At 55.7% G+C, this 26,388-nt stretch carries 27 protein-coding genes and 1 other RNA gene; 17 read left to right on the forward strand and 11 right to left on the reverse strand.

Translation table 11 applies throughout. From position 1 onward, the window contains the following. Window positions 1–131 precede the first annotated feature (131 nt). The 4 genes from recR to rmuC all read left to right on the forward strand — a co-directional run bounded on the left by recR (window position 132) and on the right by rmuC (window position 6,195). Window positions 132–734 (forward strand): recombination mediator RecR, encoded by a 603-nt coding sequence (gene recR / locus AZE99_RS06875; RefSeq protein ID WP_067199160.1) that lies wholly within the window; start codon window positions 132–134, stop codon window positions 732–734. 319 nt (window positions 735–1,053) lie between these two features. Beyond that, window positions 1,054–3,822 (forward strand): TonB-dependent receptor, encoded by a 2,769-nt coding sequence (locus AZE99_RS06880; RefSeq protein WP_067199169.1) that lies wholly within the window; start codon window positions 1,054–1,056, stop codon window positions 3,820–3,822. Between the two features lie 215 nt (window positions 3,823–4,037). After that, a complete protein-coding gene (def, locus tag AZE99_RS06885; protein ID WP_067199170.1) occupies window positions 4,038–4,604 on the forward strand; it encodes a peptide deformylase in 567 nt (188 codons plus the stop codon). Window positions 4,605–4,815: 211 nt separating this feature from the next. After that, a complete protein-coding gene (rmuC, locus tag AZE99_RS06890) occupies window positions 4,816–6,195 on the forward strand; it encodes a DNA recombination protein RmuC (protein ID WP_067199172.1) in 1,380 nt (459 codons plus the stop codon). 3 nt (window positions 6,196–6,198) lie between these two features. On the opposite strand, the gene AZE99_RS06895 is transcribed toward rmuC, so the two are convergent. From AZE99_RS06895 to AZE99_RS06930, 8 genes are read right to left on the reverse strand one after another with little or no spacing between them, the layout of a single operon-like run. After that, window positions 6,199–6,609, reverse strand: a complete 411-nt coding sequence (locus AZE99_RS06895; RefSeq protein ID WP_067199177.1) for a hypothetical protein — start codon at window positions 6,607–6,609, stop codon at window positions 6,199–6,201. Window positions 6,610–6,659: 50 nt separating this feature from the next. Then, window positions 6,660–7,463, reverse strand: a complete 804-nt coding sequence (locus AZE99_RS06900) for a TrmH family RNA methyltransferase (RefSeq protein ID WP_067199179.1) — start codon at window positions 7,461–7,463, stop codon at window positions 6,660–6,662. 4 nt (window positions 7,464–7,467) lie between these two features. After that, complete coding sequence (locus AZE99_RS06905) at window positions 7,468–7,746, reverse strand: HPr family phosphocarrier protein (RefSeq protein WP_067199181.1); 279 nt, start codon at window positions 7,744–7,746, stop codon at window positions 7,468–7,470. Continuing rightward, window positions 7,743–8,147 (reverse strand): PTS sugar transporter subunit IIA, encoded by a 405-nt coding sequence (locus AZE99_RS06910; protein WP_067199183.1) that lies wholly within the window; start codon window positions 8,145–8,147, stop codon window positions 7,743–7,745. The genes AZE99_RS06905 and AZE99_RS06910 overlap by 4 nt, the downstream gene beginning before the upstream one ends. 4 nt (window positions 8,148–8,151) lie before the next feature. After that, window positions 8,152–9,087, reverse strand: a complete 936-nt coding sequence (gene rapZ / locus AZE99_RS06915; RefSeq protein ID WP_067199185.1) for an RNase adapter RapZ — start codon at window positions 9,085–9,087, stop codon at window positions 8,152–8,154. After that, on the reverse strand, window positions 9,084–9,539 hold the full coding sequence (locus AZE99_RS06920; protein ID WP_067199187.1) for an HPr kinase/phosphorylase: 456 nt from the start codon (window positions 9,537–9,539) through the stop codon (window positions 9,084–9,086). Before AZE99_RS06920 ends, rapZ begins: the two co-directional genes overlap by 4 nt. After that, window positions 9,536–11,122: an ATP-binding protein gene (locus AZE99_RS06925; protein ID WP_067199189.1), complete on the reverse strand. Its 1,587-nt coding sequence runs from the start codon at window positions 11,120–11,122 to the stop codon at window positions 9,536–9,538. The genes AZE99_RS06920 and AZE99_RS06925 overlap by 4 nt, the downstream gene beginning before the upstream one ends. Then, window positions 11,094–11,798, reverse strand: a complete 705-nt coding sequence (locus AZE99_RS06930) for a response regulator transcription factor (RefSeq protein ID WP_067199192.1) — start codon at window positions 11,796–11,798, stop codon at window positions 11,094–11,096. The genes AZE99_RS06925 and AZE99_RS06930 overlap by 29 nt, the downstream gene beginning before the upstream one ends. A 238-nt stretch (window positions 11,799–12,036) precedes the next feature. Here AZE99_RS06930 and AZE99_RS06935 point away from each other — a divergent pair, with 238 nt between their 5' ends. Further along, window positions 12,037–13,632 carry a phosphoenolpyruvate carboxykinase gene (locus tag AZE99_RS06935; RefSeq protein ID WP_067199194.1) on the forward strand — a complete coding sequence of 532 codons (1,596 nt, stop codon included), beginning with the start codon at window positions 12,037–12,039 and terminating at the stop codon, window positions 13,630–13,632. Window positions 13,633–13,639: 7 nt separating this feature from the next. Here AZE99_RS06935 and AZE99_RS06940 read toward each other — a convergent pair whose 3' ends face one another. Next, entirely contained in the window at window positions 13,640–13,897 is a 258-nt protein-coding gene (locus AZE99_RS06940) for a hypothetical protein (protein WP_067199196.1), read from the reverse strand. A gap of 21 nt (window positions 13,898–13,918) precedes the next feature. Then, window positions 13,919–14,401, reverse strand: coding sequence for a hypothetical protein (locus AZE99_RS06945; RefSeq protein ID WP_067199199.1), 483 nt, complete (start codon window positions 14,399–14,401; stop codon window positions 13,919–13,921). A 165-nt stretch (window positions 14,402–14,566) separates the two neighbouring features. Between AZE99_RS06945 and AZE99_RS06950 the strand changes: the two genes are divergently transcribed. Next, complete coding sequence (locus AZE99_RS06950) at window positions 14,567–14,770, forward strand: hypothetical protein (RefSeq protein ID WP_067199202.1); 204 nt, start codon at window positions 14,567–14,569, stop codon at window positions 14,768–14,770. A gap of 10 nt (window positions 14,771–14,780) precedes the next feature. On the opposite strand, the gene AZE99_RS06955 is transcribed toward AZE99_RS06950, so the two are convergent. Continuing rightward, a complete protein-coding gene (locus AZE99_RS06955; protein WP_067199204.1) occupies window positions 14,781–15,437 on the reverse strand; it encodes an alpha/beta hydrolase in 657 nt (218 codons plus the stop codon). A 143-nt stretch (window positions 15,438–15,580) separates the two neighbouring features. Here AZE99_RS06955 and AZE99_RS06960 point away from each other — a divergent pair, with 143 nt between their 5' ends. From AZE99_RS06960 to AZE99_RS07010, 11 genes are all read left to right on the forward strand, one after another. Next, the gene (locus AZE99_RS06960) at window positions 15,581–16,654 is read left to right on the forward strand and encodes a cysteine desulfurase family protein (protein ID WP_443027810.1); all 1,074 of its coding nucleotides are present in this window, start codon (window positions 15,581–15,583) and stop codon (window positions 16,652–16,654) included. Window positions 16,655–16,662: 8 nt separating this feature from the next. Further along, window positions 16,663–17,766: a cysteine desulfurase family protein gene (locus AZE99_RS06965; RefSeq protein ID WP_067199207.1), complete on the forward strand. Its 1,104-nt coding sequence runs from the start codon at window positions 16,663–16,665 to the stop codon at window positions 17,764–17,766. Continuing rightward, the gene (locus AZE99_RS06970) at window positions 17,763–18,104 is read left to right on the forward strand and encodes a 2Fe-2S iron-sulfur cluster-binding protein (protein WP_067199209.1); all 342 of its coding nucleotides are present in this window, start codon (window positions 17,763–17,765) and stop codon (window positions 18,102–18,104) included. The genes AZE99_RS06965 and AZE99_RS06970 overlap by 4 nt, the downstream gene beginning before the upstream one ends. Before the next feature lie 37 nt (window positions 18,105–18,141). After that, an RNA gene (gene ffs, locus AZE99_RS06975) (signal recognition particle sRNA small type) lies at window positions 18,142–18,236 on the forward strand. A gap of 151 nt (window positions 18,237–18,387) precedes the next feature. Continuing rightward, a complete protein-coding gene (locus tag AZE99_RS06980; RefSeq protein WP_082788274.1) occupies window positions 18,388–20,112 on the forward strand; it encodes a DNA polymerase III subunit gamma/tau in 1,725 nt (574 codons plus the stop codon). Between the two features lie 2 nt (window positions 20,113–20,114). Beyond that, window positions 20,115–20,450 carry a YbaB/EbfC family nucleoid-associated protein gene (locus AZE99_RS06985; RefSeq protein ID WP_067199212.1) on the forward strand — a complete coding sequence of 112 codons (336 nt, stop codon included), beginning with the start codon at window positions 20,115–20,117 and terminating at the stop codon, window positions 20,448–20,450. A gap of 98 nt (window positions 20,451–20,548) precedes the next feature. Next, window positions 20,549–22,978 (forward strand): endopeptidase La, encoded by a 2,430-nt coding sequence (gene lon, locus AZE99_RS06990; RefSeq protein WP_067199214.1) that lies wholly within the window; start codon window positions 20,549–20,551, stop codon window positions 22,976–22,978. Window positions 22,979–23,218: 240 nt separating this feature from the next. Beyond that, entirely contained in the window at window positions 23,219–23,494 is a 276-nt protein-coding gene (locus AZE99_RS06995) for an HU family DNA-binding protein (protein WP_067199217.1), read from the forward strand. 207 nt (window positions 23,495–23,701) lie between these two features. After that, window positions 23,702–23,965, forward strand: a complete 264-nt coding sequence (locus AZE99_RS07000) for a DksA/TraR family C4-type zinc finger protein (RefSeq protein WP_067199220.1) — start codon at window positions 23,702–23,704, stop codon at window positions 23,963–23,965. Between the two features lie 307 nt (window positions 23,966–24,272). Beyond that, window positions 24,273–24,956: a hypothetical protein gene (locus AZE99_RS07005; protein ID WP_231862712.1), complete on the forward strand. Its 684-nt coding sequence runs from the start codon at window positions 24,273–24,275 to the stop codon at window positions 24,954–24,956. A gap of 51 nt (window positions 24,957–25,007) precedes the next feature. Further along, window positions 25,008–26,387: an NAD-dependent succinate-semialdehyde dehydrogenase gene (locus tag AZE99_RS07010; protein ID WP_067203378.1), complete on the forward strand. Its 1,380-nt coding sequence runs from the start codon at window positions 25,008–25,010 to the stop codon at window positions 26,385–26,387. Window position 26,388: the final 1 nt, after the last annotated feature.

Genomic DNA, 26,388 nt, shown 5'->3' on the forward strand with positions numbered 1-26,388 from the left:
ACAGAATTCTGCTTTTGCCTTCAAATATTTGATCAGCCTCTGGCATGATCGGGACGATAAATATTCGCGTTCATGTAGGACAGGCATTTTCTGCTTGGCAGGTTTGTGCGGCTGCTCCTAATGACTAAGCCATGGCATCGCAAGAGATCGAAAATCTGGTTCAGGCCCTCGCCAAGCTTCCCGGCCTCGGCCCGCGTTCGGCGCGGAGGGCGGTTTTATACCTGCTGAAACGTCCGGAGACGGCGATGAAACCGATATTGGCGGCGATGGAACGCGTAGACGAGCGGCTCGTGACCTGCGGTGTCTGCGGCAATGTCGATACGCAGGATCCTTGCCAGATTTGCACCGATCCCCGACGCGATGAAAAATCGCTGTGCGTCGTTGAGGAAGTTTCCGACCTCTGGGCACTGGATAAATCGCGGCTGTTTCCCGGCAAATTTCATGTGCTGGGCGGAAAATTGTCGGCGCTGGACGGCGTTCGTCCGGAGGACATCGGCATCGATACGTTGATCAGACGGGTTGAGGCAGGCGGCATTGACGAAGTGGTGCTGGCGATGAATGCGACGCTCGAAGGCCAGACCACTGCCCATTATATTGCCGAACGTCTGGAAAATTATCCGATAAGGCTGAGTCAATTGTCTCATGGCATACCTGTGGGTGGGGAACTGGATTATCTCGATGAAGGCACGCTGGCGCAGGCGCTGCGCTCTCGAAGGCCGATTCACAGCGAGTAAACGGGTTTTTGACCGCGTTTGCCTTTTTAGTGGTGATAAAGCTGAGTTTTTGCTGCGCCGACAAGTGGACATTTCGATAACGCCCAGAAAAGGCCGTTATTTCAAGTCATTACCCTGGGTTTATTCGTCTGCCAGTCGGCAGGACCAGTAAAGGAAATGAAATACAGCTTCATTTCTTTATATCAGGTCCTTCCATATATTGACAATAAAGCCACAGTTCCAAGAAAATTGGCGCAATGATCTGCGATTTGGCTATCAAATGCAAACTGTCAGGCTATCATTGGTGGCAATAAAAAAGAAAATTTCAGGAGAGCATGTTATGAAACTAGCATTGAATCTGTCTGCCTGCGCAATCGCACTAGCAGCAATCGCCACCGCTCCCGTCTATGCACAGACACAATCCGATGCAGCTGACCAGGCTAGCGGAAATGATGAGGGCAATTACGATGACAATGTGATCGTCGTGACCGCACAGGGCAGGGCGCAGGTTCTGTCCGATGTGCCTATTGCCGTTTCGGCTATTGGCGCGGAGCAATTGCAGCAGAGCGGAACCAGCGATATTCGCGAGCTCAATCAGCTGGCACCTTCATTGCTTGTGTCTTCGACCGGCAACGAAGCCAACGGCTCGGCCCGTATACGCGGTATTGGTACCGTGGGGGACAACCCCGGCCTGGAAAGCTCCGTGGCCGTGTTCATCGATGGTGTCTACCGGTCGCGCAGTGGTAATGCGCTCAGCGAACTGGGCCCGATTGACCGGATTGAAGTTCTGCGCGGTCCGCAAGGAACACTGGGCGGACGCAATTCTTCTGCGGGTATGATCAACATCACCACGGCAGCACCGGAATTTGTCTTTTCCGGACATGCTTCTGCAACCTATGGCAATTATGACCTGCTTCGTCTGGAAGCGGGCATCAACGGACCGCTGAGCGATAACATCGCTGCGCGTATCGATGGGGTCTATCTGAAACGCGACGGTTTCTACAATGATGTGGTAAACGGGACCGACGTCAATAACAAAGACCGGTTCCTGGTTCGCGGTCAGCTGTTGTTTGAACCCAGCGACACGCTGAGCATTCGTGTGGTCGGTGACTATTCGAAGAAAGACGAATCCTGCTGCGCGGCGACTTTCGTCCAGCCGGAATTTGCACAGCAGGCGCGGGTAAGTCCCGGACTTGATCCTTTCGCCCTCCCACAACCTGGTTCGCCTGCTCTAACAGACCCGGCCAACCCGATCATTCCGGTGCTGTTGGCACTAGGTCAAAACAGCAACGCGCTGACCCAAAGTACGTTCAACCGGAATATTTACGTCACTCCCGGTCGTTCCTATGCTGGCGAGACGGAGGATTTTGGCGCTTCGGTTGAGATCAATGCCGAACTGGGCAATCTGAACCTGACGTCGATTACCGGCTATCGCGAATATTCCAACTTCCAGGCATCGGATACGGATTATACGCAGGTCGACATTCTCTATCGCGCACCAACCGAAAATGCTGGTGCCCGGGAATTTAAAACCTTCACGCAGGAATTGCGGCTGCAGGGTGCGGCTTTTGATGATAAGCTGGATTGGTTGATCGGCGGTTTTTACGCGAATGAAAAACTCGAAACCCGCGATAACATCCGCTTTGGTTCGCAATATGGAGCGTTCGCGCCATGCCGGATCGTCAATGCTGTCAATCCGGCTCTGGCATCTCCGACCAGCACAGGCTGTCTGAGCGCTGGCGGCAGAGCTGCATTGCAGGCTGCAAATGGCGGAGCCGGCGCATTTGGCGCTGCCACACCACTGATTTTTGCAGGGCTGGATAATCTGGCCCAGATCAATGACCGGGGAACGGTTCTTGACCGGTATAATCAGACGAGCGAAAATTTCGCGTTCTTCACTCACAATATCTTCCATGTGACCGACAAGCTCGATCTCACATTGGGCCTGCGCTATACCAATGAAACGAAGGATTTCCGGGCGGCGTTCACCAACGACAATACGATGTGCCCGATCCAGCGCGCTGCATTTACGCCGCTGCTTGCCCCATCTGTCGATACTGACGGTGATGGTATTTTGGATTTCGCGCCTCTGGGTGCTTTGTCGGCCGGCCTCATCGGTCTCGCGTGTCAGGGTAATTCGACATCCGAACTGGACGGCGTAACCCTGGCTGATAGCCGGAGCGAGAGTGAGTTCACCGGCACTGCCATATTGTCCTACAAGCCGACCGACGATCTGATGCTTTATGGCAGCTTCTCGCGCGGTTACAAGGCCGGCGGTTTCAACCTTGACCGGTCTGCATTGACCAGTTCGACGCTGGCCAATCCGGCATTGACGGGTGACACCGCCAATCTCCAGTTCGACCAGGAAACGGTGGATGCGTTTGAAATCGGTGCAAAATACTCGTCTCGGGAATTTTCGCTGAGCGTTGCCGCTTTCCGTCAGCAGTTTGACAATTTCCAGCTCAACACATTCAATGGCTCCGTTTTCCTGGTGCAGAATATCAACGCCTGTAGCACTGATCTGAACGGCGCGGACAAGGATGCCGACGGAACCACCGGCAACTGTGCTCCGGATGATGTCAAATATGGCGTGGTTGCACAGGGTGTCGAACTGGAAGCATCGATCAATCCGATCAGGCACGTAAATTTCACCATGGGTCTCACCTATACCGATACCAGCTATGAAAATGATCTGGTTGGGCGTGATAACGGCACGGCGCTTGATCCAGCTCTGCGTTTGCTGCCAGGCGACAATCTGTCGAACGCTCCTGAAATCACAGCGACTGCGTCGGTGTCTTATACCCCGCCAATCGGAAATAGCGGGCTGACCGGACTATTCTATGTGAACGCCCGGACGACCAGCGACTATAACACCGGCTCGGATCTGCTCTATGGCAAGGAGCAGGACGGCTTCACACTGGTCAATGCGCGTATCGGTATCCGTGGCCCAGACGACAAATGGGCGATCGAAGGCTGGGCACAAAATCTGTTCAATGTGAATTATTCGCAGGTCGCGTTCAACACGCCATTTGTAGCATCGCAGCAGACCTATTCGGCTTTCCTTGCAGAACCAAGAACCTACGGCATCACGGTGCGTGGGCAGTTCTAAACCAAGCCTGCAAAGCTGATTAAAACAAGGCGTGCGGTTCCACCAATGAACCGCACGCCTTTTTATTTGCTCCGCCGCTGCCGAGCCTCTGGTTGGCTATTGTGGCTGTATCCGCCCATTCGGCTCGTTTTGATATCGTCTGAATATACAAGTCGCCGCTGGAGCGCTGTTCCGCGCCGCTTGACGAATCCCGGCACAATCCCTAAATTTGCACCATGGCTATATTACCGATCCTAGAGGTGCCTGATCCGCGCCTGAAAATTGTGTCCGAACCCGTAACCGTGTTTGATGACGAATTGAAAACGCTGATCAAGGACATGTTTGAAACCATGTATGACGCGCCGGGCATTGGCCTGGCCGCGATTCAGGTCGGTGTACCCAAACGCGTGCTGGTGATCGATCTGCAGGAACCGGTGCCGCACGAGCATGAACATGGCGAGCATTGCGACCATGACCATGGCGTGATCAACGATCCGCGCGTGTTCATCAATCCCGAGATTCTCGATCCATCCGAAGACATGAACCTGTACAGCGAAGGCTGTCTGTCGGTGCCCGATCAATATGCTGACGTGGAACGCCCCGCGGCGATCACAGCGCGCTGGCAAGATGTTGACGGCAAGCAATATGAAGAGCAGATCGACGGCTTGCTGGCGACCTGTCTGCAGCACGAGATGGACCATCTCGAAGGGATATTGTTCATCGACCATCTGTCGCGGCTGAAACGGCAAATGGTACTGAAGAAGCTTGCTAAGCTGCGCAAGGAACATGGCATAGCGGCCTGATGGTCAGATCATTTCACAGCTCATAAGACCCCGTTCGCACTGAGCTTGTCAAAGTGCACCTATCGGCTTGAACTGTCCTTCGACAGGCTCAGGACGAACGGCAGCTAGCGAATGCACCGCTCTGAATTGTCTTTCCCGGATTGACGTGTATTGCCTATTCCGGAAAACGCTCCTAGGTTCTCTTTTCGTTCTTATCGGAAAGAGAGTTAATTTGGACCCCATCATTGTCATTTTCGCAATCGTCGTCGCTCTTCTGGGCGGGCTGGCGCTGGGCTGGTATATCGGCGGTAAGCCGGCCAAGGACGCCGCTCAGGCGGCCAGAGATGCGGTGCAGGCGGCCAAGGACGCGGCGCAGGCCACCGATGCCTTGCGGATCACGCTCGACGGTGTCCGCGATGAGCGTGATGCGGCGAGAACCGAACTGGCGGCGCTACAGGCCGATGCCCGCAATCATGAAAAGCAGATGCAGCAGCTGATCGAAGCGAAAGAGGCTCTGTCGGCGCAATTTTCCGAAATTGGCGCGAAGATGCTGGAAACGGCGCAAAGGCAGTTTCTCGAGCGGGCCGACCAGCGCTTTGACCAGGCGAATGAAAAGGGCGGCGAAAAAATCGCCAAGCTGTTGCAGCCGGTGCACGAACGTCTGGCGACCTACGAAGCCTCGATCACCAAGATCGAAAAAGAGCGGACCGAATCCTATGCCGGGATCAGCGCTACCATTGAACAGGTCAGGCAAGGGCAGGACAGGGTGCAGCAGGAAGCGGCGCGCCTCGTCAACAGTCTTCGCAATGCGCCCAAATCGCGCGGCCGCTGGGGCGAGCAACAACTCAAGAATGTCCTCGAAACCTGCGGGCTATCCGAACATACCGATTTTGTCACCGAGCAGAGCATCGACACCGACGAGGGGCGTCTGCGTCCCGATGCGGTGATCAATGTGCCCGGTGGTCGCAAGCTGGTGATCGATGCCAAGGTCTCGCTCAACGACTATCAGGATGCGTTTGAGGCGGAAGATGAGGCTGCGCGCAGCTTTGCCATGGCGCGCCACTGCAACAGCATGAAGGCGCATATCGATGGCCTGTCGAAGAAAGCCTATTGGGACCAGTTCGAGGATGCGCCGGATTATGTGATCATGTTTGTGCCGGGCGAGCATTTTCTGGCCGCCGCGCTGGAACATGAACCGACATTATGGGACCATGCCTTCGAGAAGAAGGTGCTGCTGGCCACACCGACCAATCTGGTGGCCATCGCCCGGACCGTAGCCGGTGTCTGGCGTCAGGAAAAAATGGCCGCAGAAGCGAAGCAGATAGGCCAGCTTGGCAAGGAAATGTACGACCGTCTGGCGGTGGCGGGGGAACATCTGAAACGCATGGGCTCCGGCCTTGGCAGCGCGGTCGGCAATTATAATAAATTTGTCGGCAGCTTCGAGCGCAATATCATGGCGACCGGGCGCAAATTTGCCGAGCTGCAGATTGAAACCGGCAAGAAGGATCTCGAGCCCGTGCCCGAAATCGAGGCTTTGCCCCGCTATAGTGACTCGGTCGCCGAAAAACTGATCGAAGAGGATCGGCAGATCAGCGACCGTGCAGCAGAATAGTGCCTAGGCCGACCCGTCCAGCCCTTCGGTAAAGCTGCCGCCGCAACCGTTTAAAACGCCACTGTCGCTCGCTTCTATCTTGACCGTATCGGCATAGGTACGATCGCTCATGCCATCGTTACATTCTTCGCCGCTGGTGATGTAGACGTTGATATTATCGGTGCCGGAAAAGCCTCTGAGCTCCCATCCGCCATCGGTTTTCTTTGTCCGGTCAATCGGCAAGGTGAAATCCTTGCCGTTCTGCGCAGTAAAGGCGATTTTCTCGTCCTTGATATCGACGGCCCATCCGGGCTCGGTGCCGATGGCGCTATAGTTGCCCAGTTGCTCCTCGACGACCGGTGGTTCTTCCGCAGGCGCTCCGCAGGCCGTGAGCGCCAGTGTTGCCAGCGATGACAATATTATTATGTTTTTCATATTTTCCCCCTCCGTCATCAAGCTAACATAGAGAGGGCAGGAACGCCAAACTATCTCTGGCGGGTCTGATTCAGCACTTCATAGGCCATGACCGAGGCGGCGACAGCCGCGTTGAGACTGTCAGCCTTGCCCATCATCGGCATCTTCACCAGCGTGTCGCAGGCCGCTTCATAATCGTCCGGCAATCCCTGCGCTTCGTTGCCAATCAGCAGAAATGTTGGCGTCTTGTAACGGACCGACTGATAGTCATTTTCCGTGTTGAGACTGGTTCCGACCAGTTCGCCCGGACCATTGCGGAGCCATGTCAGGAATTCCGGCCATCGTGCCTGCACGACCTGCTGGGTAAAAATGGCGCCCATGCTGGCGCGCACCGCCTCGACCGAGAAAGGATCGACGCAGTCGTCGATCAGGATCAGACCCCCGGCGCCAACAGCATCGCCGGTCCGCAAAATCGTCCCGAGATTACCAGGATCGCGAAGCGCCTGTGCGACCAGCCAGATATTGGAACTCGATCGATCCAGCTCTTCGAGCGGAACAGGATGATCGGGATAGATACCGATGATCGATTGCGGATTGGATTTGCCGGAGAGCTTGGCAATGATTGCTTCGCTGGTTTCGATAACATCGCCGCCGGCGGCCACTGTCGCTGCCTCGATTTTCTGGGCGAGCGGATGCAGCTCGGTGTCTTCAACGACTACCAATATCTTGGGAGTTCTGCCGCTGTCGAGCGCTTCGGCTAGAATCCGGAGTCCTTCTGCGAGAAACAGGCCCTCGCGTTTGCGATGCTTTTTCTCGCGCAGGCTTCTGAGCCGCTTGATCGTCGGATTGGAGAAGCCGGTAATCTGGTGGCGCATGGGTTCAGTCTTCGCCGAAACCGTCAAAGACCAGGCCCGTCAGCTTTTCCAGCGCGCTTTCTGCCTGATCGCCGGAGACAATGATCTCGATATTATCGCCCTTTGCTGCGCCCAGCATCATCAGCCCCATGATCGATGTTCCTGTCACTTCCGACCCGTCTTTCGCCACCCTGACTTCCAGTCCGTCGGGCAATTTGCTGACATAGGTGACAAATTTCGCGCTCGCGCGCGCGTGCAGGCCGCGGCTATTTGTAATCTCGACGGTTTTGCGAAATTCGCTCACGCATCGGTTCCCAATATTTCCGAAGCGACGCTGATATATTTTATACCCGCTTCCTTCGCGGCGGCGATAGCGGATGTGATATCCATGCATTTGCGGGCGCCGTCCAGACGGATGAGCATCGGCAGGTTTACACCGGCGATAACTTCAACCTTGCCTTTTTCCATCAGGGAAATGGCAAGATTCGAAGGCGTACCCCCAAACAGGTCGGTCAAAATAATGACGCCCTCGCCGGAATCGACTTTTGCAACACTATCCGCGATTTCCTTGCGGCGCTCTTCCATATCATCGCGCGCACCGATGCCGATCGCGGCGATCGCCTTTTGCGCGCCGACGACATGTTCCATGGCAATGACAAACTCGGTTGCCAGATGCCCGTGTGTCACGAGAACCAATCCAATCACCTGATTAAATTCCCCTGTTCCCGTTCGATTTCTGCATAGATTCCAGCGCTTCCATTGGCCTTGACGCCAAATTGCGATGCAGGACATTGGGCGAAAAGCCGGCCGCGTGCAAGTCTTTGCTCAGACGCTCCGCTACATGTACCGATCTGTGACGCCCGCCAGTGCAACCGATGCCAATATTGACATAGGCCTTGCCGGCCTCCTGATAGCGCGGAAGCAGGAATTTGAGCATGTCGACAAATCTTTCTATCGCTTCGACATAAGCGGGATCCCTGCCGATATATTCTGCCACCTCGGTGTCGAGTCCGGTCATCAGCTTGAGCTCCGAATTCCAGAACGGGTTGGCCAGAAAACGGACATCAAACAGCAGATCAATATTATTGGGTATGCCCCGGGAGAAGCCGAAGCTGGTGAGCGTGATCGTCGTCACCGCATCCTTGTCCAGCGTGAACTGTTGCCTGATTTCGCGCTGCAGGTCGTTGGCGGTCAGATCGGTGGTGTCGATCACGTGGTCCGCCCAGCTTCGGAATGGTGCCAACATGGTTCGCTCCAGCGCGATACCCTGTTTTGCCGGGCGGTCCAGAGCCAGCGGATGCCTGCGCCTGGTTTCGCTATAGCGCCGTTCCAGTTCACCGCCCGCACAATCCAGATAAAGTGTGGAAATTTGATAATCCTGTTTCTTCTGCAGACGCTTTACGCCCTTGATCAGCTTGTCCGGCTCAAATCCTCTGGTCCGGCTGTCAAAACCAATTGCCAGCGGCGGGTCGCTGTCGCCCCGGGAAGTTGATGGCGGTGTTTTCAGCAAGCGCTCCACCAGTCGAAACGGGAAATTGTCGATCGTTTCCCAGCCGATATCTTCCAGCGTTTTCAACGCCGTTGATTTTCCAGCCCCGGATAGGCCGGTGACCAGCAGGACCGGTTTGACAAGTTTTTCGCTCATGATTCTGTCGCGCCCTGCATTATCCGGTGCAAAGCCCATTCTGCCTTGATTGCTGCGCTCGCTTCCATAGCGTTCAATGTACAGGATGGGACCTTTATTCCCAGCAAAAACATGCTTTGTCGATCCATCGGGAAGCGATCGGGATGTTCTTTCAGGTCGATGATCAATTTTAGCGCTACGTCGGAAACATGGTCACACTCGCAAATGCCGAGCGCGCGAACCTCCAGCTTGCCGGCAAGGCTGGTCGGCGGGCTGAGCAGCAAATTCTGGCCCTCGCGCCTGATGTCTACCTGATCATCGCTGACCAGCGTGGCACCGCGGTCGACAAGACGCAAGGCAAGATCCGATTTGCCCAATCCGGACTTTCCGCGAATCAGCAGGCCGGCACCAGCAATAGCGACGGCAGTTGCGTGAATCGTTGCCCGGTCATCGTCTCCGGTCTTGCTGGTCATTCTGGTGCCTTTGGCAGGCGAATTTCAAAACAGGCGCCCGATTGTCCGCCAGGTCGATCCAAAATCTTGATCGTCCCCTGATGACCTTCGACGATCGTTTTCGCGATCGCCAGCCCCAGTCCGCTATGCTTTCCAAAGGCTTCGCCATCTGGCCGGTCGGAATGGAAGCGCTGAAAGACCTGTTCTCGCTGTTCCGGCTGAACGCCTGGTCCCTCATCCGCAACATGGATGACAATCTCATCACCATCCGGGGTTGCCAATATTTCCACCAGACCACCTTCGGGTGAAAAAGAGACGGCATTGTCCAGAAGATTGCTGAAAACCCGTTCCAGCCGTCCGCCATCGCCCATTACCTTGGCAACATCCCTGGCCGGTCGCGCGAAGGCGATATGAACGCCCAGATTGGAGGCCCGTTGTTCCCGTGCCGCGAGCAGTTGCTCCAGCATATTGCCGATATCAATGGGGTCAAATCTGGCCCGGGCCAGCTCGGCATCGACTCGAGATGCATCGGAAATATCGTTGATCAGCCGATCGATACGACGGACATCGTCGTTGGCAACATCGAGAAGCTGCCTTTGCAGGTCCGGATCATCGACCCGTTCCAGCCCCTCGAGCGCTGATCTGAGCGAGGCGAGGGGGTTTTTGATTTCATGGCTGACGTCGGCAGCAAAGGCCTCGGTGGCGTTGATACGATGGCGCAGGGCAGCGCTCATGTCGGACAACGCCCGACTCAGCTGGCCGATTTCATCGCGTCGTCCCGGCATTCTGGGAATCGCGATTTCATCTGATCTTCCCATGCGAACGCGGACTGCGGCGCGGGCCAGTTTTCTGATCGGTCTGACAATGGTGCGGGCGAGAAATAACGAGAGCAAGATCGATACGGTCGCGGCAACCAATATCACGAGAAGCACACTGGATCGTTCCGCTCTCACGATGCGCGTTATATCGCGGGCGTTGGCAGTGAGAAGGATTGAACCGGTCCCGTCGGGCAGCGCTTTGCCAGCGGTAATCACTGGAGTCCGGTCTGGCGCAAAGCTGACGGAACTGATCGCTTGCGGTTCGGTTCCGGCCGCGACAAGCTCCGGCCAGTTGCGCGCTATATCATCGGACGGTTCGCTGAAATCCGGAATAGGAGCGCTGAATACGACGCTTTCAATTGTCCTGTCCAATATGCGGGCGATATCCTTTCGTAAGGGTTCCCTATCCGGATCGACAAATTCATATGTCGGCTTGGCCAGCGCGAAACTGTCGGTGATTTTCGTTCCGTCGGGAGTGTAAAGACGGAGCCTGGCGCCCAAATGGCTGGAAAATTGACGGACGAGAGCATTTCTGTGTTCAGCATTTTCTGCGGACAAGGCATCAGCGATAATGGTCAGCTGCATTCGGGCTTGAGTCAAACGCTCTTCGGTCAGCCTGTCCCGATAATTGTTGAGATAGAACAGACCGCCGGCCAGCAATGCAATGGCCAGGACATTGACGACCAAGATGCGTGTTGTGAGAGACAGCCTGGCTGACCAGCGGAGGGACAGTCCACTTTCCTCATCCTGTCCGCCTTCATTCCGTGTAGCGATATCCGGCTCCATATAGCGTATCTATTGCATCAAATTCAGAATCGACTTCGCGGAATTTCCGCCGCAATCGCTTGATATGACTGTCGATCGTCCGGTCGTCGACATAGACATCATCCTGATAGGCTGCGTCCATCAACTGGTTCCGGCTTTTCACGACACCCGGCCGATGGGCCAAAGTCTCGAGAATCATGAATTCCGTGACGGTCAGGGTTACGTTTACATCTTTCCACCGCACCAGATGGCGCGCCGGATCCATTTCGAGACTTCCGCGAACAAGTGGTTCTGCAGCTTCCTCGTCCTGCCCCTCGTCGACGGATTTTATGAATTCCGTGCGGCGCAATATGGACCGGACGCGTGCGATCAGCAACCGCTGCGAGAACGGTTTCTTGATATAATCATCAGCGCCCATTGCAAGGCCGAGTGCCTCGTCCAGCTCTTCATCCTTCGAGGTCAGGAAGATCACCGGCACATTGGATTTTTCGCGGACTCTTCTGAGCAGTTCCAGCCCGTCCATCTTCGGCATTTTAATATCGAACACTGCAAGGTCCGGCGGATTCTCCAATATCGCATGAAGCGCCGCCTCGCTGTCCGAATATACACGGGTGACAAAGCCTTCGGCCTGCAAAGCGATCGACACGGAGGTCAATATATTGCGGTCGTCATCGACAAGAGCAATATTGGCTGCCATTATTTTTGCGTTCCTTTGCCGCTTGCGCTGGATGTGATCTAGGGGATGGGCTAATATGTTACAAGATAGCTTGTCGGTGACGGTTTTGACAAACGAAGTCGCGAATTGTCTGGGAAACTACAATTTTGCCAGTGCGTGGGGAAGAAATTTGACCGACTCGACAGGGTTCAGTAAGCGCCAATTCAAATTCGCCGGGTCGGCGTGACCTCAACCTGTTCCAAGCCATAGGGGATTATCAGTGCCAAAAGTTTCGTCTGTAACGTTAAATGATCAAGGTTTTACCAATTCAGGCGAACAGCACTGGAATCTCGGTGCGCCCGCTCTGGTCGAAGCCGCTGTCTCCCGGGGCGAAGGTCATCTGGCCAAGGACGGTCCCCTGGTTGTCGAAACCGGTAAACACACCGGACGTTCCGCCAATGACAAGTTCATCGTGCGTGACGGCGAAACCGAAGACAGTGTCTGGTGGGGCAAAACCAATGTCGGGATGACGCCGGATCATTTTGCCGCGCTGAAGGAAGACTTTCTTGCTGCTTTGGCCGAGAAGGATACGTTGTTCGTGCAGGACCTTTTTGGTGGTTCGCAACCGGAACATCGGGTCAATGTCCGCATCATCAACGAACTGGCCTGGCACAATCTGTTCATCCGCACGATGCTGGTACGGCCGAGTTCAGACGAACTGGCGGCTTTCGATCCGGAATATACGATCATCGATCTGCCCAGCTTCAAGGCTGATCCAGCGCGTCATGGCACGCGCAGCGAAACCGTCGTCGCGGTCAATCTGACCGAGAAGCTGATCCTGATTGGCGGCACCGCTTATGCCGGTGAAATGAAGAAATCGGTTTTCGGTCTGCTCAACTATCTGCTGCCGCTCGATTCGGTCATGCCGATGCATTGCTCGGCCAATATCGGTCCGGAAGGCGATACCGCGATTTTCTTCGGCCTCTCGGGAACCGGCAAGACCACATTATCCGCTGATGCCAGCCGGGTGCTGATCGGCGATGACGAGCATGGCTGGTCGGATACTGCCGTGTTCAATTTCGAAGGCGGCTGTTACGCCAAGATGATCCGTCTTTCCGAAGAAGCGGAACCGGAAATTTTCGCGACCACACGCCGGTTCGGCACGGTGCTGGAAAATGTCGTGATGGATCCCGAAACCCGCGAACTGGATCTCGACGACAACAGCAAGGCGGAAAACACCCGTGGCGCTTATCCGATCGAATTCATCCCGAATGCTTCCGAAGAAAATATGGGTCCGGTACCCAAGAATATCATCATGCTGACCGCGGATGCATTCGGCGTATTGCCTCCGATCTCGCGGCTTACGCCAGAACAGGCGATGTATCATTTCCTTTCCGGCTATACCGCCAAGGTCGCCGGTACCGAAATCGGCGTGACCGAGCCGGAAGCGACTTTCTCGACCTGTTTCGGTGCACCGTTCATGCCGCGTCATCCGTCGGTTTACGGCAATCTGCTGAAAGAGCGGATCGCCAAGGGCGGCGTGCGTTGCTGGCTGGTCAACACCGGCTGGACCGGCGGGAAATATGGCGAAGGCAACCGGATGCCGATCAAGGCGACCCGGGCGTTGCTCAATGCCGCACTGGACGGCAGCCTGAACGACGGTGAATTCCGGACTGACGAGAATTTCGGCTTTGAAGTTCCGATCTCGGTATCGGGCGTAGACAGCGGGATTCTCGATCCCCGTTCGACCTGGTCTGACCCGAGCGCCTATGACGAAACCGCGCAAAAGCTGGTCAAATTGTTCATCGACAATTTCGAGCAATTTGCCGAGCATGTTGACCAGAATGTCCGGGAAGCGGCACCGACAGCAGCCTAGAAACCAGTTAAATCTTGGCCGCGTCGGCGTTGAAGGCATCGTTTTGGATGCTGATGTCGACATGGCCAAGATCATCGCTGGGGGTGTAAACCAGCGTTTCTCCTTCAGCCATGCCCGCTGAGCGGGCGGGCCTGCCTACCTTTCCGTGCCTCGCGATATCGACGATGATGTGCGCCAGCCTGTCGGTTACATCGGTAAGGCCATAGGCCTGCTCGATGGTCAGCCGTATTTCCTGGCCGGCAAAATAGTCCAAGCCGCTGGTCACGAAATGCCCGGCGCGAACCTCCTAAATGGAGGTCTGAAAGAAGGCCGGGAAGCGGCCGTCGCTGACATATTGGTCAACGGCCCTGGCATATTGAGAAAAATTCGTCAGCCTCCGGGACGGCAGCCAGGCTGCTGCGGTCGCGTTCAATCCCTCTCCGATCCATTTGCCGAGCAATAGCAATCGACGGTTTACCTCGGGTAGATTCCCGGCACTGGCTAGATTCTCTCCCAGTGCGACCCCGATGGCAGATTCTCCGACATCAGGCGGAGCGCATGACAGCGGCTTGCATTTCTTTGCAACCAAATGCTGGTGTGTTTCCGATACGGTCAGACGAGAGACAAGGAAGGTCATGGCGTCGAATATGACCTCTACCATTTCCAGATTTTTGAATTTGGCTGGGTTGACGGATATATGTTCCGCTGCCGCTTCCGACCATGGCAATCGTGCCAAGTCCAGATCATCCGCCATCGGGGCGATCATCAGCAGGGAAGGTTCGGGAATCACACTGCCAGTTCCGTTTCTGGTTCGTCCTGTTCTGTCTCTGATCTAGATAATATTGATGTTCCTGGCAATGCTGCGCCTGAATCCGGGCTCGGCCAAGCCTTCGCTCCGCAAACTCATCGAAAGATTTGATTGTCAGCCAGTTGATGCGCCGGTAACTGCTTCGGCATGTCAAACCTGATCTTATCGATACTCATGCTCGCAGGAGCTGCGCTGCTGGTTGGCGGAATTTACATATTGCGCAAGGGCACCAATCGAAAGCAGGGCTTGCTGATGCTAGTGGCGGCCGCTGTGATGTTCGCCAATGTCGGAATCTGGTCGATTCCCACACCGGAGAGCAATCAGCCGCTATCACCGTCGTCCGTCAACTAGGTCAGTAGACCTATTTAATCGGCGAATCCGGTGCAAGCCGCATGTCGAGATAATTGTCGATCGAGCCCATCAGCAATTCCATTTCATTTTCGTAAAAATGGTTGGCGCGGGGAATTTCGTCGTGATGGATGGTGATGTGCTTTTGCGTCCGCAGCTTGTCGACCAGTTTCTGGACCGCGCTGGGGGTGACGACTTCATCATTCACGCCCTGCACAATGATACCCGATGACGGGCAGGGTGCCAGGAAGTTGAAATCATACATGTTCGCTGGTGGAGATACCGAGATGAAGCCGCGGATTTCCGGACGGCGCATCAGAAGCTGCATGCCGATCCAGGCGCCAAAGCTGTAGCCGGCGATCCAGGTCGTCTGGGCTTCGGGATGGAAGCTCTGCACCCAGTCGAGTGCAGCCGCAGCATCGGACAATTCGCCAATGCCATTGTCGAATACGCCCTGCGAGCGACCGACGCCGCGAAAATTGAACCGCAGCGTTGCGAAGCCGCGTTTGACGAATGTCTTGTACATGGCCTGCGTGATCCGGTCGTTCATCGTCCCGCCCGCTTGCGGATGGGGATGCAATATCATCGCAACCGGTGCGCGGTCACGGGGTCCTGGGCTAAAGCGGCCTTCGAGGCGGCCTTCGGGTCCGGTAAAAATTACGTCAGGCATGGATTTTCAATTCTTCGATCTAGATTGTCGTGTCCAGAGCGCGAGAAGTCAGAATAGCTTTTGCGCTGGATGCAGCGTCTATATAGGGAGAGTCGAACAATCCGCAACTCAATCCCGCAAGCCAGAGAGTTTTTGCCCATATCGTGACCGACCCCAAACGTATCTATCTCGACTATGCCGCTACCGCGCCGATGCTCGATGCAGCCAAGAAAGCCTGCGCGGAGGGTTTTGAACATTGGGCCAACCCGTCTTCACCGCATGGCGACGGCCGCGCCGCTCAAGCGATGCTGGAGAATGCCCGTCGGCGATTCAAGGATGCGCTGGGCTGGAAGGGCGATGTTATCTTTACCAGTGGGGCGAGCGAAGCGGTTCAGATCGCGCTAACGAAATCCAAGCCGGAGACGCAATTTGTCTCGCCGGTAGAGCATGATGTGGTTCTGCGATTCGCCAAAAATGCGAAAATGATTCCGGTCGACACGGACGGTTTGGTCGTTCCCATGAACCTGAACCACCTGCTGAAGTCTGCGGAGGAACCGGCGCTGGTGGCAATCCAGTCGGTTAATAATGAAACCGGTGTGATCCAGGACCTGGATTCGCTGGCGAAAGTCGTGCGCGACCGGGGCGGCTATCTGCTGGCCGATTGTTCGCAATCGATCGGAAAAATGCCATTGCCGGATGCCGATCTGATCATTGTAGCAGGCCATAAATTCGGCGGACCTCCGGGCGTTGGGGCGCTTCTGGTCAAGGATCTCCGGCTGCTCGAAGCCGATGGCGGGCAGGAGCAGGGCTATCGGTCCGGGACGCAGAACCTGCCTTATATCATGGGGATGACCGCGGCCCTGGAGGCACCTGCCAACTGGGCAGGCCGAGCGGCGGAATTGCGCCAGCATCTTGATGATGCGATAAAGAAAGAGGGTGGTTCCGTGATTGCCGAGAAGGCTCCCCGCATTGCGACGATCGCCAGCTATCACATGCCCGGGGTTGCCGCCAATACCCAGTTGATCAAATTTGATATGGCCGGATTTTCGGTTTCTGCCGGCAGCGCCTGTTCATCGGGGACGCTGAAGACCAGCCATGTGCTCGAAGCCATGGGAACCGACCCGCAAGTGGCGCGCGAAGTGATCCGGGTCAGCATCGGACGGGACACAAGCCGGACTCATATTTACGCCTTCATCGACAAGTGGAAGTCGATATTCGCGGCATCCCGGCAGAGCTGAGCCCGGCTATGAACCCGATCTATCTCGACAATCAGGCAACCACGCCGCTTGCTCCAGAGGTATTTGATGCGATGGTGCCATGGCTGAAGGATGGCTTTGGCAATCCGCACAGTCCCCATATATTGGGTCGTAGGGCTGCTGCTGCCGTGGAAGTCGCGCGCGAACAGGTTGCCGCATTGCTGCCCCCCGGCGGGCGCGTGATTTTCACGGGAAGTGCGACGGAAGCGATCAATCTGGCAATGGGTGCGGTCAGAACTCAGCCAGGTCGCAACGAGATCGCAATCATCGACACCGAGCATGCGGCGGTTCGCGATACTGCGCTCTGGTATGGCACGCAGGGTTTTGAAACCAGACTGCTTCCCGTCGATCAGCAGGGGCTGATCATATTAGAAGAACTGGAAGCATGTTTGGGGCCGCAAACCGCGCTGGTTGGTGCGATGCTGGTCAATAACGAAATTGGCGTTATCCAGCCTGTCGATCAAATCACCGAAATGGCGCATCGTGCTGGCGCGCTGATGCTTTGTGACGCGGTGCAGGGGTTCGGCCGGATTGATATTCCCGGCCAGGCCGATCTGATCGCGCTTTCCGGCCACAAGATTTACGGCCCCAAGGGCATTGGCGCGCTTTGGGTGCGAGACGGTATCAATGTGCCGCCGCTGATCCATGGCGGTGGCCAGGAGCAGGGAATTCGGTCGGGCACGCTTTCTCCGGCTCTATGCGCGGGGCTGGGCGCTGCGGCCAAATTAAGTGCAGAGCGCCAGCAAGAGGATATGCTGCATATCGCCAGCCTCGCCGACAAGGCGCGCAGCCTTTTCTCTGACTGGACGGTGAATGGCTCGCTTGATCAGCGCTATCCCGGCAATCTCAATATCCGCCGCGAGGGGCTCGATGTTGCCCGCCTGATGTCCGATGTTCGCGGCGTGGCCTTTTCCGCCGGCTCGGCCTGCGCCAGCGGCTCTGGCCGGCCAAGTCATGTACTGGCCGCTCTGGGGATGGGCTCTGCGCAGATCAAATCATCCATTCGGCTAGGCTTTGGACGGTATAACAGTATAGACGATGTGGAACAGGCGGCGCGCCTGATCAATCGAGCCGCGGAGAGTCAGCTATCATGAAGAAGATCACCGTCCATTTTGTCAGCTCTGACGGAGAAAAAACGGTTACTGCAGAGGCATCGGAAGGCGACAATCTGCTCACCGTCGCACAAATCCACGACCAGCCTCTCGAAGGTACGTGCGAAGGCCAGATGGCCTGCTCGACCTGCCATGTCATTGTTGAATCAGCGGATTTTGACAGATTGCCCGAAGCGACAGAGATGGAAGAGGATATGCTTGATCTGGCCGCTGGGGCACGCCGGACTAGCCGACTGGCTTGCCAGATCACACTCACAGCGGACCTTGATGGCCTGACGGTGCATATGCCGGTTGAGAGCCATAATATGCAGATCGTCTAACGGCTTGCATTTTTGTCAGCTTCCTACCATATGCGCAGCGGGAGTCGGGTGGACGCAGTCTTCGCCAACCCGGTCAGGTCCGGAAGGAAGCAGCCGCAACGATTTTTCTGCGGGTCGCTCGGCTCCTACTTTGAAACGCCATAGTGCTTTGGCCGCTTCTCAAATAACAACCCTCCCGTAATATCCATAGTTGGACGAATTTCGTCCATATTTTCGATCAGACTCGGAATTGACGGCGAATAGCCTTCGACAAGCCGAAGGCTCTCCCCTAAACTCTCCCATCATGTCCGATTCACAAGATATATTCGCGGCCACCGGTGTCGACGCGCCGGATCAGCCCGCTCCGGCTGCGGCTCAACCCTATCGGGTGCTGGCGCGCAAATATCGGCCGTCAAAATTTTCTGAGCTGATCGGTCAAGATGCAATGGTCCAGACGCTGGGCAACGCGATCAAGCGCGACCGGCTTGCGCATGCGTTTCTGATGACTGGCGTACGTGGCGTCGGCAAAACATCCACTGCCAGGTTGATTGCTAAGGCGCTGAACTGCATCGGCGAAGATGGGGAGGGCGGCCCGACGATCGATCCCTGCGGTCAGTGCGAACCTTGCCAGAGCATCGCCACAGGCAGCTTTATCGATGTAATCGAAATGGATGCCGCAAGCCATACGGGCGTCGACGATGTCCGGGAGATTATCGAAGCGGTGCGCTATTCATCGGTTTCGGCGCGCTATAAAATCTACATCATCGACGAAGTGCACATGCTGTCGAAAAATGCTTTCAATGCGCTTTTGAAGACGCTCGAAGAGCCGCCGCCGCATGTGAAATTCATTTTCGCCACGACCGAAGTCCACAAGGTCCCGATCACCGTCCTGTCGCGTTGTCAGCGCTTTGACCTGAAGCGGATCAGCGCCGATCAGCTATCGCAACATTTCGGCATGATCGTCGGGAAAGAAGGCGTGTCCGCAGAGCAGGAAGCGCTGGATCTGATCGCACAGGCAGCCGAAGGCTCGGTTCGCGATGGTCTTTCGATTCTCGATCAGGCGATTGCCCATGCCGATATGGATGGCGATGGCGAGGTCAAGGCTGCCCAGATCCGCGACATGCTTGGTCTTTCGGATCGCAGTGCGGTCCGGCGGCTGTTTGCCCAATTGCTCGAAGGCGATTCGGCTGCGCTACTGGATGCGATCGCCGAACAATATAGGATTGGCGTCGAACCGCTGTCGCTGATGAACGGGCTGCTTTCGCTCTCGCATCAAGTGACCCTGTTCAAGGTTGGCAGAGCGAGTGATCCGACACTGTCAGACGCCGCCCGGCAGCAATTTTCCGACTGGTCGGAACAGCTTTCCTATCCGGTGCTGCATCGGCTCTGGCAGTTGCTGCTCAAGGGCTATCAGGAAGTTCAGCAAGCGCATCTGCCGCGCGAAGCCTGCGAAATGGCGCTGCTACGTGTGCTTTGTGCCGCCGATATGCCCGATCCGGGAAAACTGGGGAAAATGCTGGAGCAGAGCAGGCCGGCGACCGCCAGCGCGCCGGAAAATCAACAATCTGCACCACCCGTGGCCGAACCTGTCGCGCAGATGATTGCTGAGCCCGTTGCTCCGCAAAAGCAGCATGAACCGCAAACTGGCGCGCTGCCCTCCAAATTCACCGATATTGTCACCGCCGTCGGCCGGGTTTCCGCTGTTCTGGAAAGCATATTGATTGCCGACATGCGGGTCGTTTCGCTCAATGCACCCGACCTTGTCTATCAGCCGGTGCGTACAATCGCCGAGGCAGATATCCGGAAAATTGCCGGAGCGCTGAAGCAGGAAACCGGTCAGGAGTGGAATATCACCGAAGGGCCGGGTGAAGCGGAGCCGAGCCTCGCCGAACAGGAACAGATGGCCAGAGATGCTGAACGACAGGCAATATTGGATGCGCCGCTGGTAAAAGCCGCTTTTGAAGCTTTTCCCGATGCCGTCCTGCTGGAAAATGACGACCCACGCCCACAAGAATCAAGGAGCGCTTAGCTATGAAATCGATGGAAGAAATGATGAAAGCCGCGCAGGAAGCGGCGCAGCAGGTTCAGACCCAGATGGAGGAAGCGCAAAAGAAGCTTGATAGCATCGAAGTGGAAGGCCAGGCCGGCGGCGGACTGGTCAAGGTCAAGGCAACGGCAAAAGGACGTGTGATCGCGGTGACGATAGACGAAAGCCTGATGAAGCCCGACGATAAGCAGATGCTGGAAGATCTGGTCGCGGCGGCGTTCAATGACGCCCGCAATCGTGCCGACACGGTGAGCAGCGAGGAAATGGGCAAGATGACCAGCGGTATGCAGTTACCCCCAGGTTTTAAACTGCCATTCTAGGTCCTGCTGCGGATCGGATGCATTCCGCTTGAAGTGTCTCCAACAGGCACCATATAGTGGAGAGAAGCGCTGTTGCAGCGCAATATGTTGGAGTAGAAATGTCCGAATTCGAAGTAAATCCCGCCCCTGAATCCAAAACGCTACCATTGTTGCCTTTGCGCGACATCGTGGTGTTTCCGAACATGATCGTGCCGCTCTTTGTCGGTCGCGATAAATCCGTGGTGGCACTCGAAAAAGCAATGGATTCGGACAAGGAAATCTTCCTCGTCGCGCAGCTCGATCCGGCGGAAGATGATCCCGTTCGCGATCAGCTCTACGATCTTGGAGTGGTCGCAACCGTTCTGCAGTTGCTCAAATTGCCTGACGGAACCGTTCGTGTTCTTGTGGAAGGCAAGCAGCGAGCTAGGCATCTGTCCCTTGAAGACAAGGATGAAGGCTATGTGCTGGCTTCGGTAGACCTGATCGACGAACAGGCGACTGATGACGCCCAGACTTCGGCGCTGATGCGTTCGGTGGTCGAACAATTTGAAAATTATTCGAAGCTCAACAAGAAGATGCCGGCAGAGACGGTGGTTCAGTTGGGCGAAATTGACGATGCCTCGCGCCTCGCCGATGCGGTTGCCGCCAATATCAACGTAAAGGTCTCCGACAAGCAGAGCCTCCTGATGGAGGATGATCCCGTCAAACGTCTCGAGATGGTATTTGCCTTCATGGAAGGCGAACTGGGCGTGTTGCAGGTCGAGAAGAAAATCCGTGGCCGGGTCAAGCGCCAGATGGAGAAGACCCAGCGCGAATATTATCTCAACGAACAGATGAAGGCGATTCAGAAAGAACTGGGCGACGGCGAAGATGGCGAGGGTGACGAACTCGCCGAGCTGAGCAAGAAGATCAAGGAGCTCAAGCTTTCCAAGGAAGCGAAAGCCAAGGCAACTGCCGAATTGAAAAAGCTGAAGGGCATGCAGCCGATGTCTGCCGAGGCAACGGTAACGCGTAACTATCTGGATGTGCTGCTCGGACTGCCCTGGGGCAAGAAGTCGCGGCTCAAGAAAGACCTGAAACAGGCCGAGAAGGTTCTGGATGATGATCATTTCGCGCTCGAGAAAGTCAAGGAACGGATTCTTGAATATCTCGCGGTGCAGACTCGTACCAATAAGCTCAAAGGCCCGATCCTGTGCCTCGTGGGCCCTCCCGGCGTCGGCAAGACTTCGCTCGGTCGTTCGATTGCGCGCGCAACTGGCCGCGAATTTGTGCGCCAGTCACTCGGCGGCGTTCGCGACGAAGCGGAAATCCGCGGGCATCGGAGAACCTATATCGGTTCGCTTCCCGGCAAGATTGTCTCCAATCTGAAGAAGGCGGGCACGTCCAACCCCCTGTTCCTGCTCGATGAAATCGACAAGCTCGGACAGGATTTCCGCGGCGATCCAGCCTCGGCGCTGCTCGAAGTGCTCGACCCGGAACAGAATGACAAGTTCCAGGATCATTATCTCGAAGTAGATATTGATCTGTCGGACGTTATGTTCGTGACCACCGCCAACTCGCTCAATCTGCCACAGCCATTGCTCGACCGGATGGAAATCATCCGTCTCGAAGGCTATACAGAGGACGAAAAAGTCGAGATCGCCAAGCGCCATCTGGTTGAAAAGCAGATCGAGGCCCATGGCCTGAAAACGGGCGAGTTTTCCCTTCGCGAAGACGCGCTGCGCGATCTGATTCGCTATTATACCAGAGAAGCCGGTGTCCGGACTCTGGAACGCGAAATCGCCAAACTGGCTCGCAAGGCGTTGCGCCGGATATTGGAAGGTGAGTATCAGAGCGTGGAAATCACGCCCGATAATCTCGCTGAATATGCCGGCGTTCGAAAATATCGCCATGGCATCGGCGAGGAAGAGAATCAGGTCGGTGCCGTAACCGGCCTCGCCTGGACGGAAGTCGGCGGTGAGCTGCTTACGATTGAATCCGTTACGGTGTCCGGCAAGGGACAGATCAAGACGACCGGTACGCTCGGTGACGTGATGAACGAATCCATTCAGACGGCGCTCTCCTTTGTGAAGGCGCGGGCACCATCTTATGGCATCAAGCCCAGTTTCTTCAGCCGCAAGGATATCCACATCCATTTGCCCGAAGGCGCTGTGCCAAAAGACGGGCCGTCGGCAGGTGTCGGCATCGTCACCGCTATCGTTTCCACCTTGACCGGCATTCCCGTGCGGCGCGATGTCGCGATGACTGGCGAAGTCACATTGCGCGGTCGGGTTCTTCCGATCGGCGGACTGAAGGAAAAGCTGCTGGCAGCATTGCGCGGTGGCATCACCACGGTCTTGATTCCGGCAGAAAATGAAAAAGATCTCGTCGAAATTCCGGAAAATATTACTTCGAAACTCAAGATCATACCGATGAGCCACGTTGATGAAGTGCTTGCTGAAGCGCTGACGGAAAAAGTGGTGCCGATCGAATGGAGTGATGCAGACGAACTGGCCAGCCACGCAACGGCACCGGTTGCTGATGACGCAGGGTCTGCAGCGCGCCATTAATTGACGTTCAACATCGAGTCGCGAATCTGAAACACAGGTGAATTGTCGCTGTAAAATAATCTAAACAGATAACGCGCCTTAACCGTTTGTCCCATTTCCTGTCATTTGGCGTAAAAAATGGAGGTTTGGCGCAGAAAACAGCGGTTTTTCTTTGACACACCCGGATAATTTCGCATTACTGACGTCAGACAAGAGCGCGATTCAAAATGAATTGCCAATAGAGAAGGGGGGATACCCAGAATGAATAAACAGGATCTTATCAGTAACGTTGCAGATCATAGCGGCCTCAGCAAAAGTGATGCCGGCAAAGCGGTTGATGCCGTATTTGATTCCATCAGCAGCGCATTGTCCAGCGGCGGCGAAGTTCGTCTCGTTGGTTTTGGTACTTTTTCGACTTCGAAGCGTAAAGCTTCAACCGGCCGCAACCCGCGCACCGGTGAACCAATGCAGATTCCAGCATCCACGCAGGCAAAATTCAAAGCCGGCAAGGGTTTGAAAGACGCCGTCAACAAATAATCAATCCGGGGAGCAGAGTTTCGCTCCCCGATTTTTTCGCGCTTTGTTCTAGAAATATCAGGCGGGTTCTCCAAAAGAGTCCCGCCTTTTTCTATATATATGGGACGCGTTTCCGTTCCGACCGGGCTGCGTCCGCAACCTTTGTGCCCTCCGATCGTTAATTCCCACATATAGTTTTTCTTAAATGGATAAAATTGGGAGCTTTTTATGGCAGGCGGTTGGGCGCGTGATGGCGCGGTACAGGATCAGATTGACGATACAATTGCCGACGCGGTGAAGCGCGCGCGGGCAGACATGCCGTCTGGTGAAGCCGCGAAATATTGCGCAGAATGCGGTGAGGAAATTCCCGAAGCCCGACGCCGCGCCTTACCCGGCACTAGAACCTGTGTCGCCTGCCAGTCGGCGCGTGATGCGGGCAGGAAAAGTGCGGGCATAAATCGGCGTGGCAGCAAGGACAGCCAGCTCCGCTAGCGGAAGGTTGGTAAGTCGTTCCGCTGATTTATAGCGACCATGTCATAGAGTTCTAACTTCGGTAATATTGGCTGTTTGATTTTATCATCCAAGTCTCGGCGCCAAAGTCGCTGCTTCTACGCCATCTGCCGACCGCGCTCCTCCGATCATTAGCGTTTACAGCGGAACCGATACAGCGCTCGGGTGTTGTCTTGGCAATCCCCAAGCAAACAATCGTAGGAGCGCCGCGATCGAACATCTGGCTGACAATTTCTGGAATATACGCGGTGATTTTAAAATCTCGCACGTCATCAATATTGGCACACATATGTCGCTGGTGCGCAAGCCTGGCGGGACTTTCATATTGATCGATTCCTACGAACTGGACAAATCGGATCAAGCAGAATTGATGGCGTTGACCGAAGACGGCGCTTTGATCGAGGCGGTGCTGAATGTGCACCCATTTCACACCATCCACTGCAAATTCATACAGGATATTCTGCCGCATGCACGGTTGATAGGTACCCGCCGCCATCACGAGCAGGCTCCGCATTTGCAATGGGATCCGGATGTGATTGAGGACAGGGCAACCCAAAGCCAATTCTCCGATATATTCGATTTTTCAATCCCTTCCGGCGTCGACTTCATTTCTGATGACGACAGTGTACATGTTGGCTCGGTCATCGTGCGTCACCGGGAAACGGACATCGTCCACGTTGACGATACGCTGATGTTTATTGATCTGCCGTCGCTCGTCCAGAAAGTCGTGCCGGGCCCTAAATTGCGTTTCCATCCTAAGCTTGCTGACGGCTTGGAGAAACGCGCTGGAGCGGCGGACGACTATATAGCCTGGGCCAGAGGCCTCGCGCGCGACTGGGCCGACACAAAGATCATCTGTGCTGCTCATAAGGGCATTTACAGACTCACTGACGAGACATTTGTCGAGGCGATCGACAAGGCGCTCGAACATGCCTCCGATACGCTGGACAAACATCGCAAAACCTACGGCTGAACCAGCCCCCTCGCGATGCTTCATACCAAATCAGAAAATAAAGGCTTCCCCATGACCGACAAGACCATCGAGACCGTAAACCCACTCACCGAAGAGCTTCTGGAAACCTATCCGATCATGTCGGATGAAGAGGCGATGGACGTCGTCCAGAAAAGCCATGATGCTTTTCTCGACTGGCGTCTGAAAACGCTGGATGAACGAGCCAGCGTGATTGCTTCAATCGCTGATGAATTGCGCAATTCCAAGGAGGAATTTGCCCAATTGATGACTGATGAAATGGGCAAGCTGCTCAGCGACGCGCGCGAAGAGATCGAGCTTTGCGCCGGCGTTTGCGATTATACCGCCAAGCACGGTCCCACCATGCTAGCGGATGAAGAACGTGAAGTGCCGGACGGCAAAGGGCTTGTCACTTATTCGCCGCTGGGCGTTATCTATGGCATCCAGCCCTGGAACTTCCCCTGCTACCAGGCGATCCGTTATTCGATTTCCAGTTTGATGGTCGGTAACGGCGTCCTGCTGAAACATGCAGCAAATTGCACAGGTAGCGGACTGCTGCTGCGTGATATTTACGAGCGGGCGGGTCTGCCCAAGGGCCTGTTTGGCGTTCTGCTGATAACCCACGATCAGTCCGATGCGATCATCGAGCACAATCTCGTTCGCGGCGTGACCCTGACCGGTAGCGACAAAGCCGGCCGCGCAGTTGCCCAGCGGGCGGCAGCCGTCTCGAAAAAGACCGTTCTCGAACTCGGTTCCAACGATGCCTATATGGTGTTCGACGATGCTGATCTCGATCTTGCGATCAAGGCCTGTGTCCAGGGCCGGATCTTCAACAACGGCCAGACCTGCGTCAACGCGAAGCGCTTCATTGTCACCGAGAAAAATTATGATGCCTTTGTCGAAGGCTATGCGGCAGCCTTTAACGCGGTGGAAATGGGCGACCCGAATGACGGCGACACTCAGCTTGGCCCGATGGTATCAAGCAGTCAGCGTGATCAGGTCCACTCGCAGGTGGAGGAAAGTGTGGCCAAGGGTGCGAAGATTGTCGCCGGTGGCAAGATACCTGACGACACGGGCTGGTTCTATCCCGCCACCGCGCTGGTCGATGTCGCGCCGGGGCAACCCGCCTATGACGACGAGATTTTTGGTCCTGTGGCCTCTATCATCAAGGCGAAAGATGACGAGGACGCAATGCGCATCGCCAACGACAGTCGCTATGGCCTGGGCGGCGGTATCTTCAGCAAGGACGTTGATCGTGCGGTCAAAATGGCGTCGCTCTATTTCGATACTGGCATGGTGAACATCAATACCTATACCATTGCTTCGCCGGACATGCCTTTTGGCGGGGTCAAGGACAGCGGTTACGGTCGGGAGCACGGCGAAGTGGGCCTGAAGGAGTTTGTGAACGTCAAGTCGATCACGATTGGCGCCTGAT

The organism is Sphingorhabdus sp. M41 (genome assembly GCF_001586275.1).
In the GTDB taxonomy this organism is placed as follows: Bacteria; Pseudomonadota; Alphaproteobacteria; order Sphingomonadales; family Sphingomonadaceae; genus Parasphingorhabdus.

What these genes read in the sequence shown, in the direction of transcription:
- AZE99_RS06970 (WP_067199209.1), top strand. Translation starts at nt 17,763, where the DNA reads ATGAAGAAGATCACCGTCCATTTTGTCAGCTCTGACGGAGAAAAAACG.
- AZE99_RS06900 (WP_067199179.1), bottom strand. Translation starts at nt 7,463, where the DNA reads ATGCGCCACCAGATTACCGGCTTCTCCAATCCGACGATCAAGCGGCTC.
- AZE99_RS06955 (WP_067199204.1), bottom strand. Translation starts at nt 15,437, where the DNA reads ATGCCTGACGTAATTTTTACCGGACCCGAAGGCCGCCTCGAAGGCCGC.
- AZE99_RS06985 (WP_067199212.1), top strand. Translation starts at nt 20,115, where the DNA reads ATGAAATCGATGGAAGAAATGATGAAAGCCGCGCAGGAAGCGGCGCAG.
- AZE99_RS06965 (WP_067199207.1), top strand. Translation starts at nt 16,663, where the DNA reads ATGAACCCGATCTATCTCGACAATCAGGCAACCACGCCGCTTGCTCCA.
- AZE99_RS06920 (WP_067199187.1), bottom strand. Translation starts at nt 9,539, where the DNA reads ATGACCAGCAAGACCGGAGACGATGACCGGGCAACGATTCACGCAACT.
- def (WP_067199170.1), top strand. Translation starts at nt 4,038, where the DNA reads ATGGCTATATTACCGATCCTAGAGGTGCCTGATCCGCGCCTGAAAATT.
- AZE99_RS06895 (WP_067199177.1), bottom strand. Translation starts at nt 6,609, where the DNA reads ATGAAAAACATAATAATATTGTCATCGCTGGCAACACTGGCGCTCACG.
- rapZ (WP_067199185.1), bottom strand. Translation starts at nt 9,087, where the DNA reads ATGAGCGAAAAACTTGTCAAACCGGTCCTGCTGGTCACCGGCCTATCC.
- AZE99_RS06980 (WP_082788274.1), top strand. Translation starts at nt 18,388, where the DNA reads ATGTCCGATTCACAAGATATATTCGCGGCCACCGGTGTCGACGCGCCG.
- AZE99_RS06880 (WP_067199169.1), top strand. Translation starts at nt 1,054, where the DNA reads ATGAAACTAGCATTGAATCTGTCTGCCTGCGCAATCGCACTAGCAGCA.
- AZE99_RS07005 (WP_231862712.1), top strand. Translation starts at nt 24,273, where the DNA reads ATGTCGCTGGTGCGCAAGCCTGGCGGGACTTTCATATTGATCGATTCC.
- AZE99_RS06995 (WP_067199217.1), top strand. Translation starts at nt 23,219, where the DNA reads ATGAATAAACAGGATCTTATCAGTAACGTTGCAGATCATAGCGGCCTC.
- recR (WP_067199160.1), top strand. Translation starts at nt 132, where the DNA reads ATGGCATCGCAAGAGATCGAAAATCTGGTTCAGGCCCTCGCCAAGCTT.
- AZE99_RS06950 (WP_067199202.1), top strand. Translation starts at nt 14,567, where the DNA reads ATGTCAAACCTGATCTTATCGATACTCATGCTCGCAGGAGCTGCGCTG.
- AZE99_RS07000 (WP_067199220.1), top strand. Translation starts at nt 23,702, where the DNA reads ATGGCAGGCGGTTGGGCGCGTGATGGCGCGGTACAGGATCAGATTGAC.
- lon (WP_067199214.1), top strand. Translation starts at nt 20,549, where the DNA reads ATGTCCGAATTCGAAGTAAATCCCGCCCCTGAATCCAAAACGCTACCA.
- AZE99_RS07010 (WP_067203378.1), top strand. Translation starts at nt 25,008, where the DNA reads ATGACCGACAAGACCATCGAGACCGTAAACCCACTCACCGAAGAGCTT.
- AZE99_RS06925 (WP_067199189.1), bottom strand. Translation starts at nt 11,122, where the DNA reads ATGGAGCCGGATATCGCTACACGGAATGAAGGCGGACAGGATGAGGAA.
- AZE99_RS06930 (WP_067199192.1), bottom strand. Translation starts at nt 11,798, where the DNA reads ATGGCAGCCAATATTGCTCTTGTCGATGACGACCGCAATATATTGACC.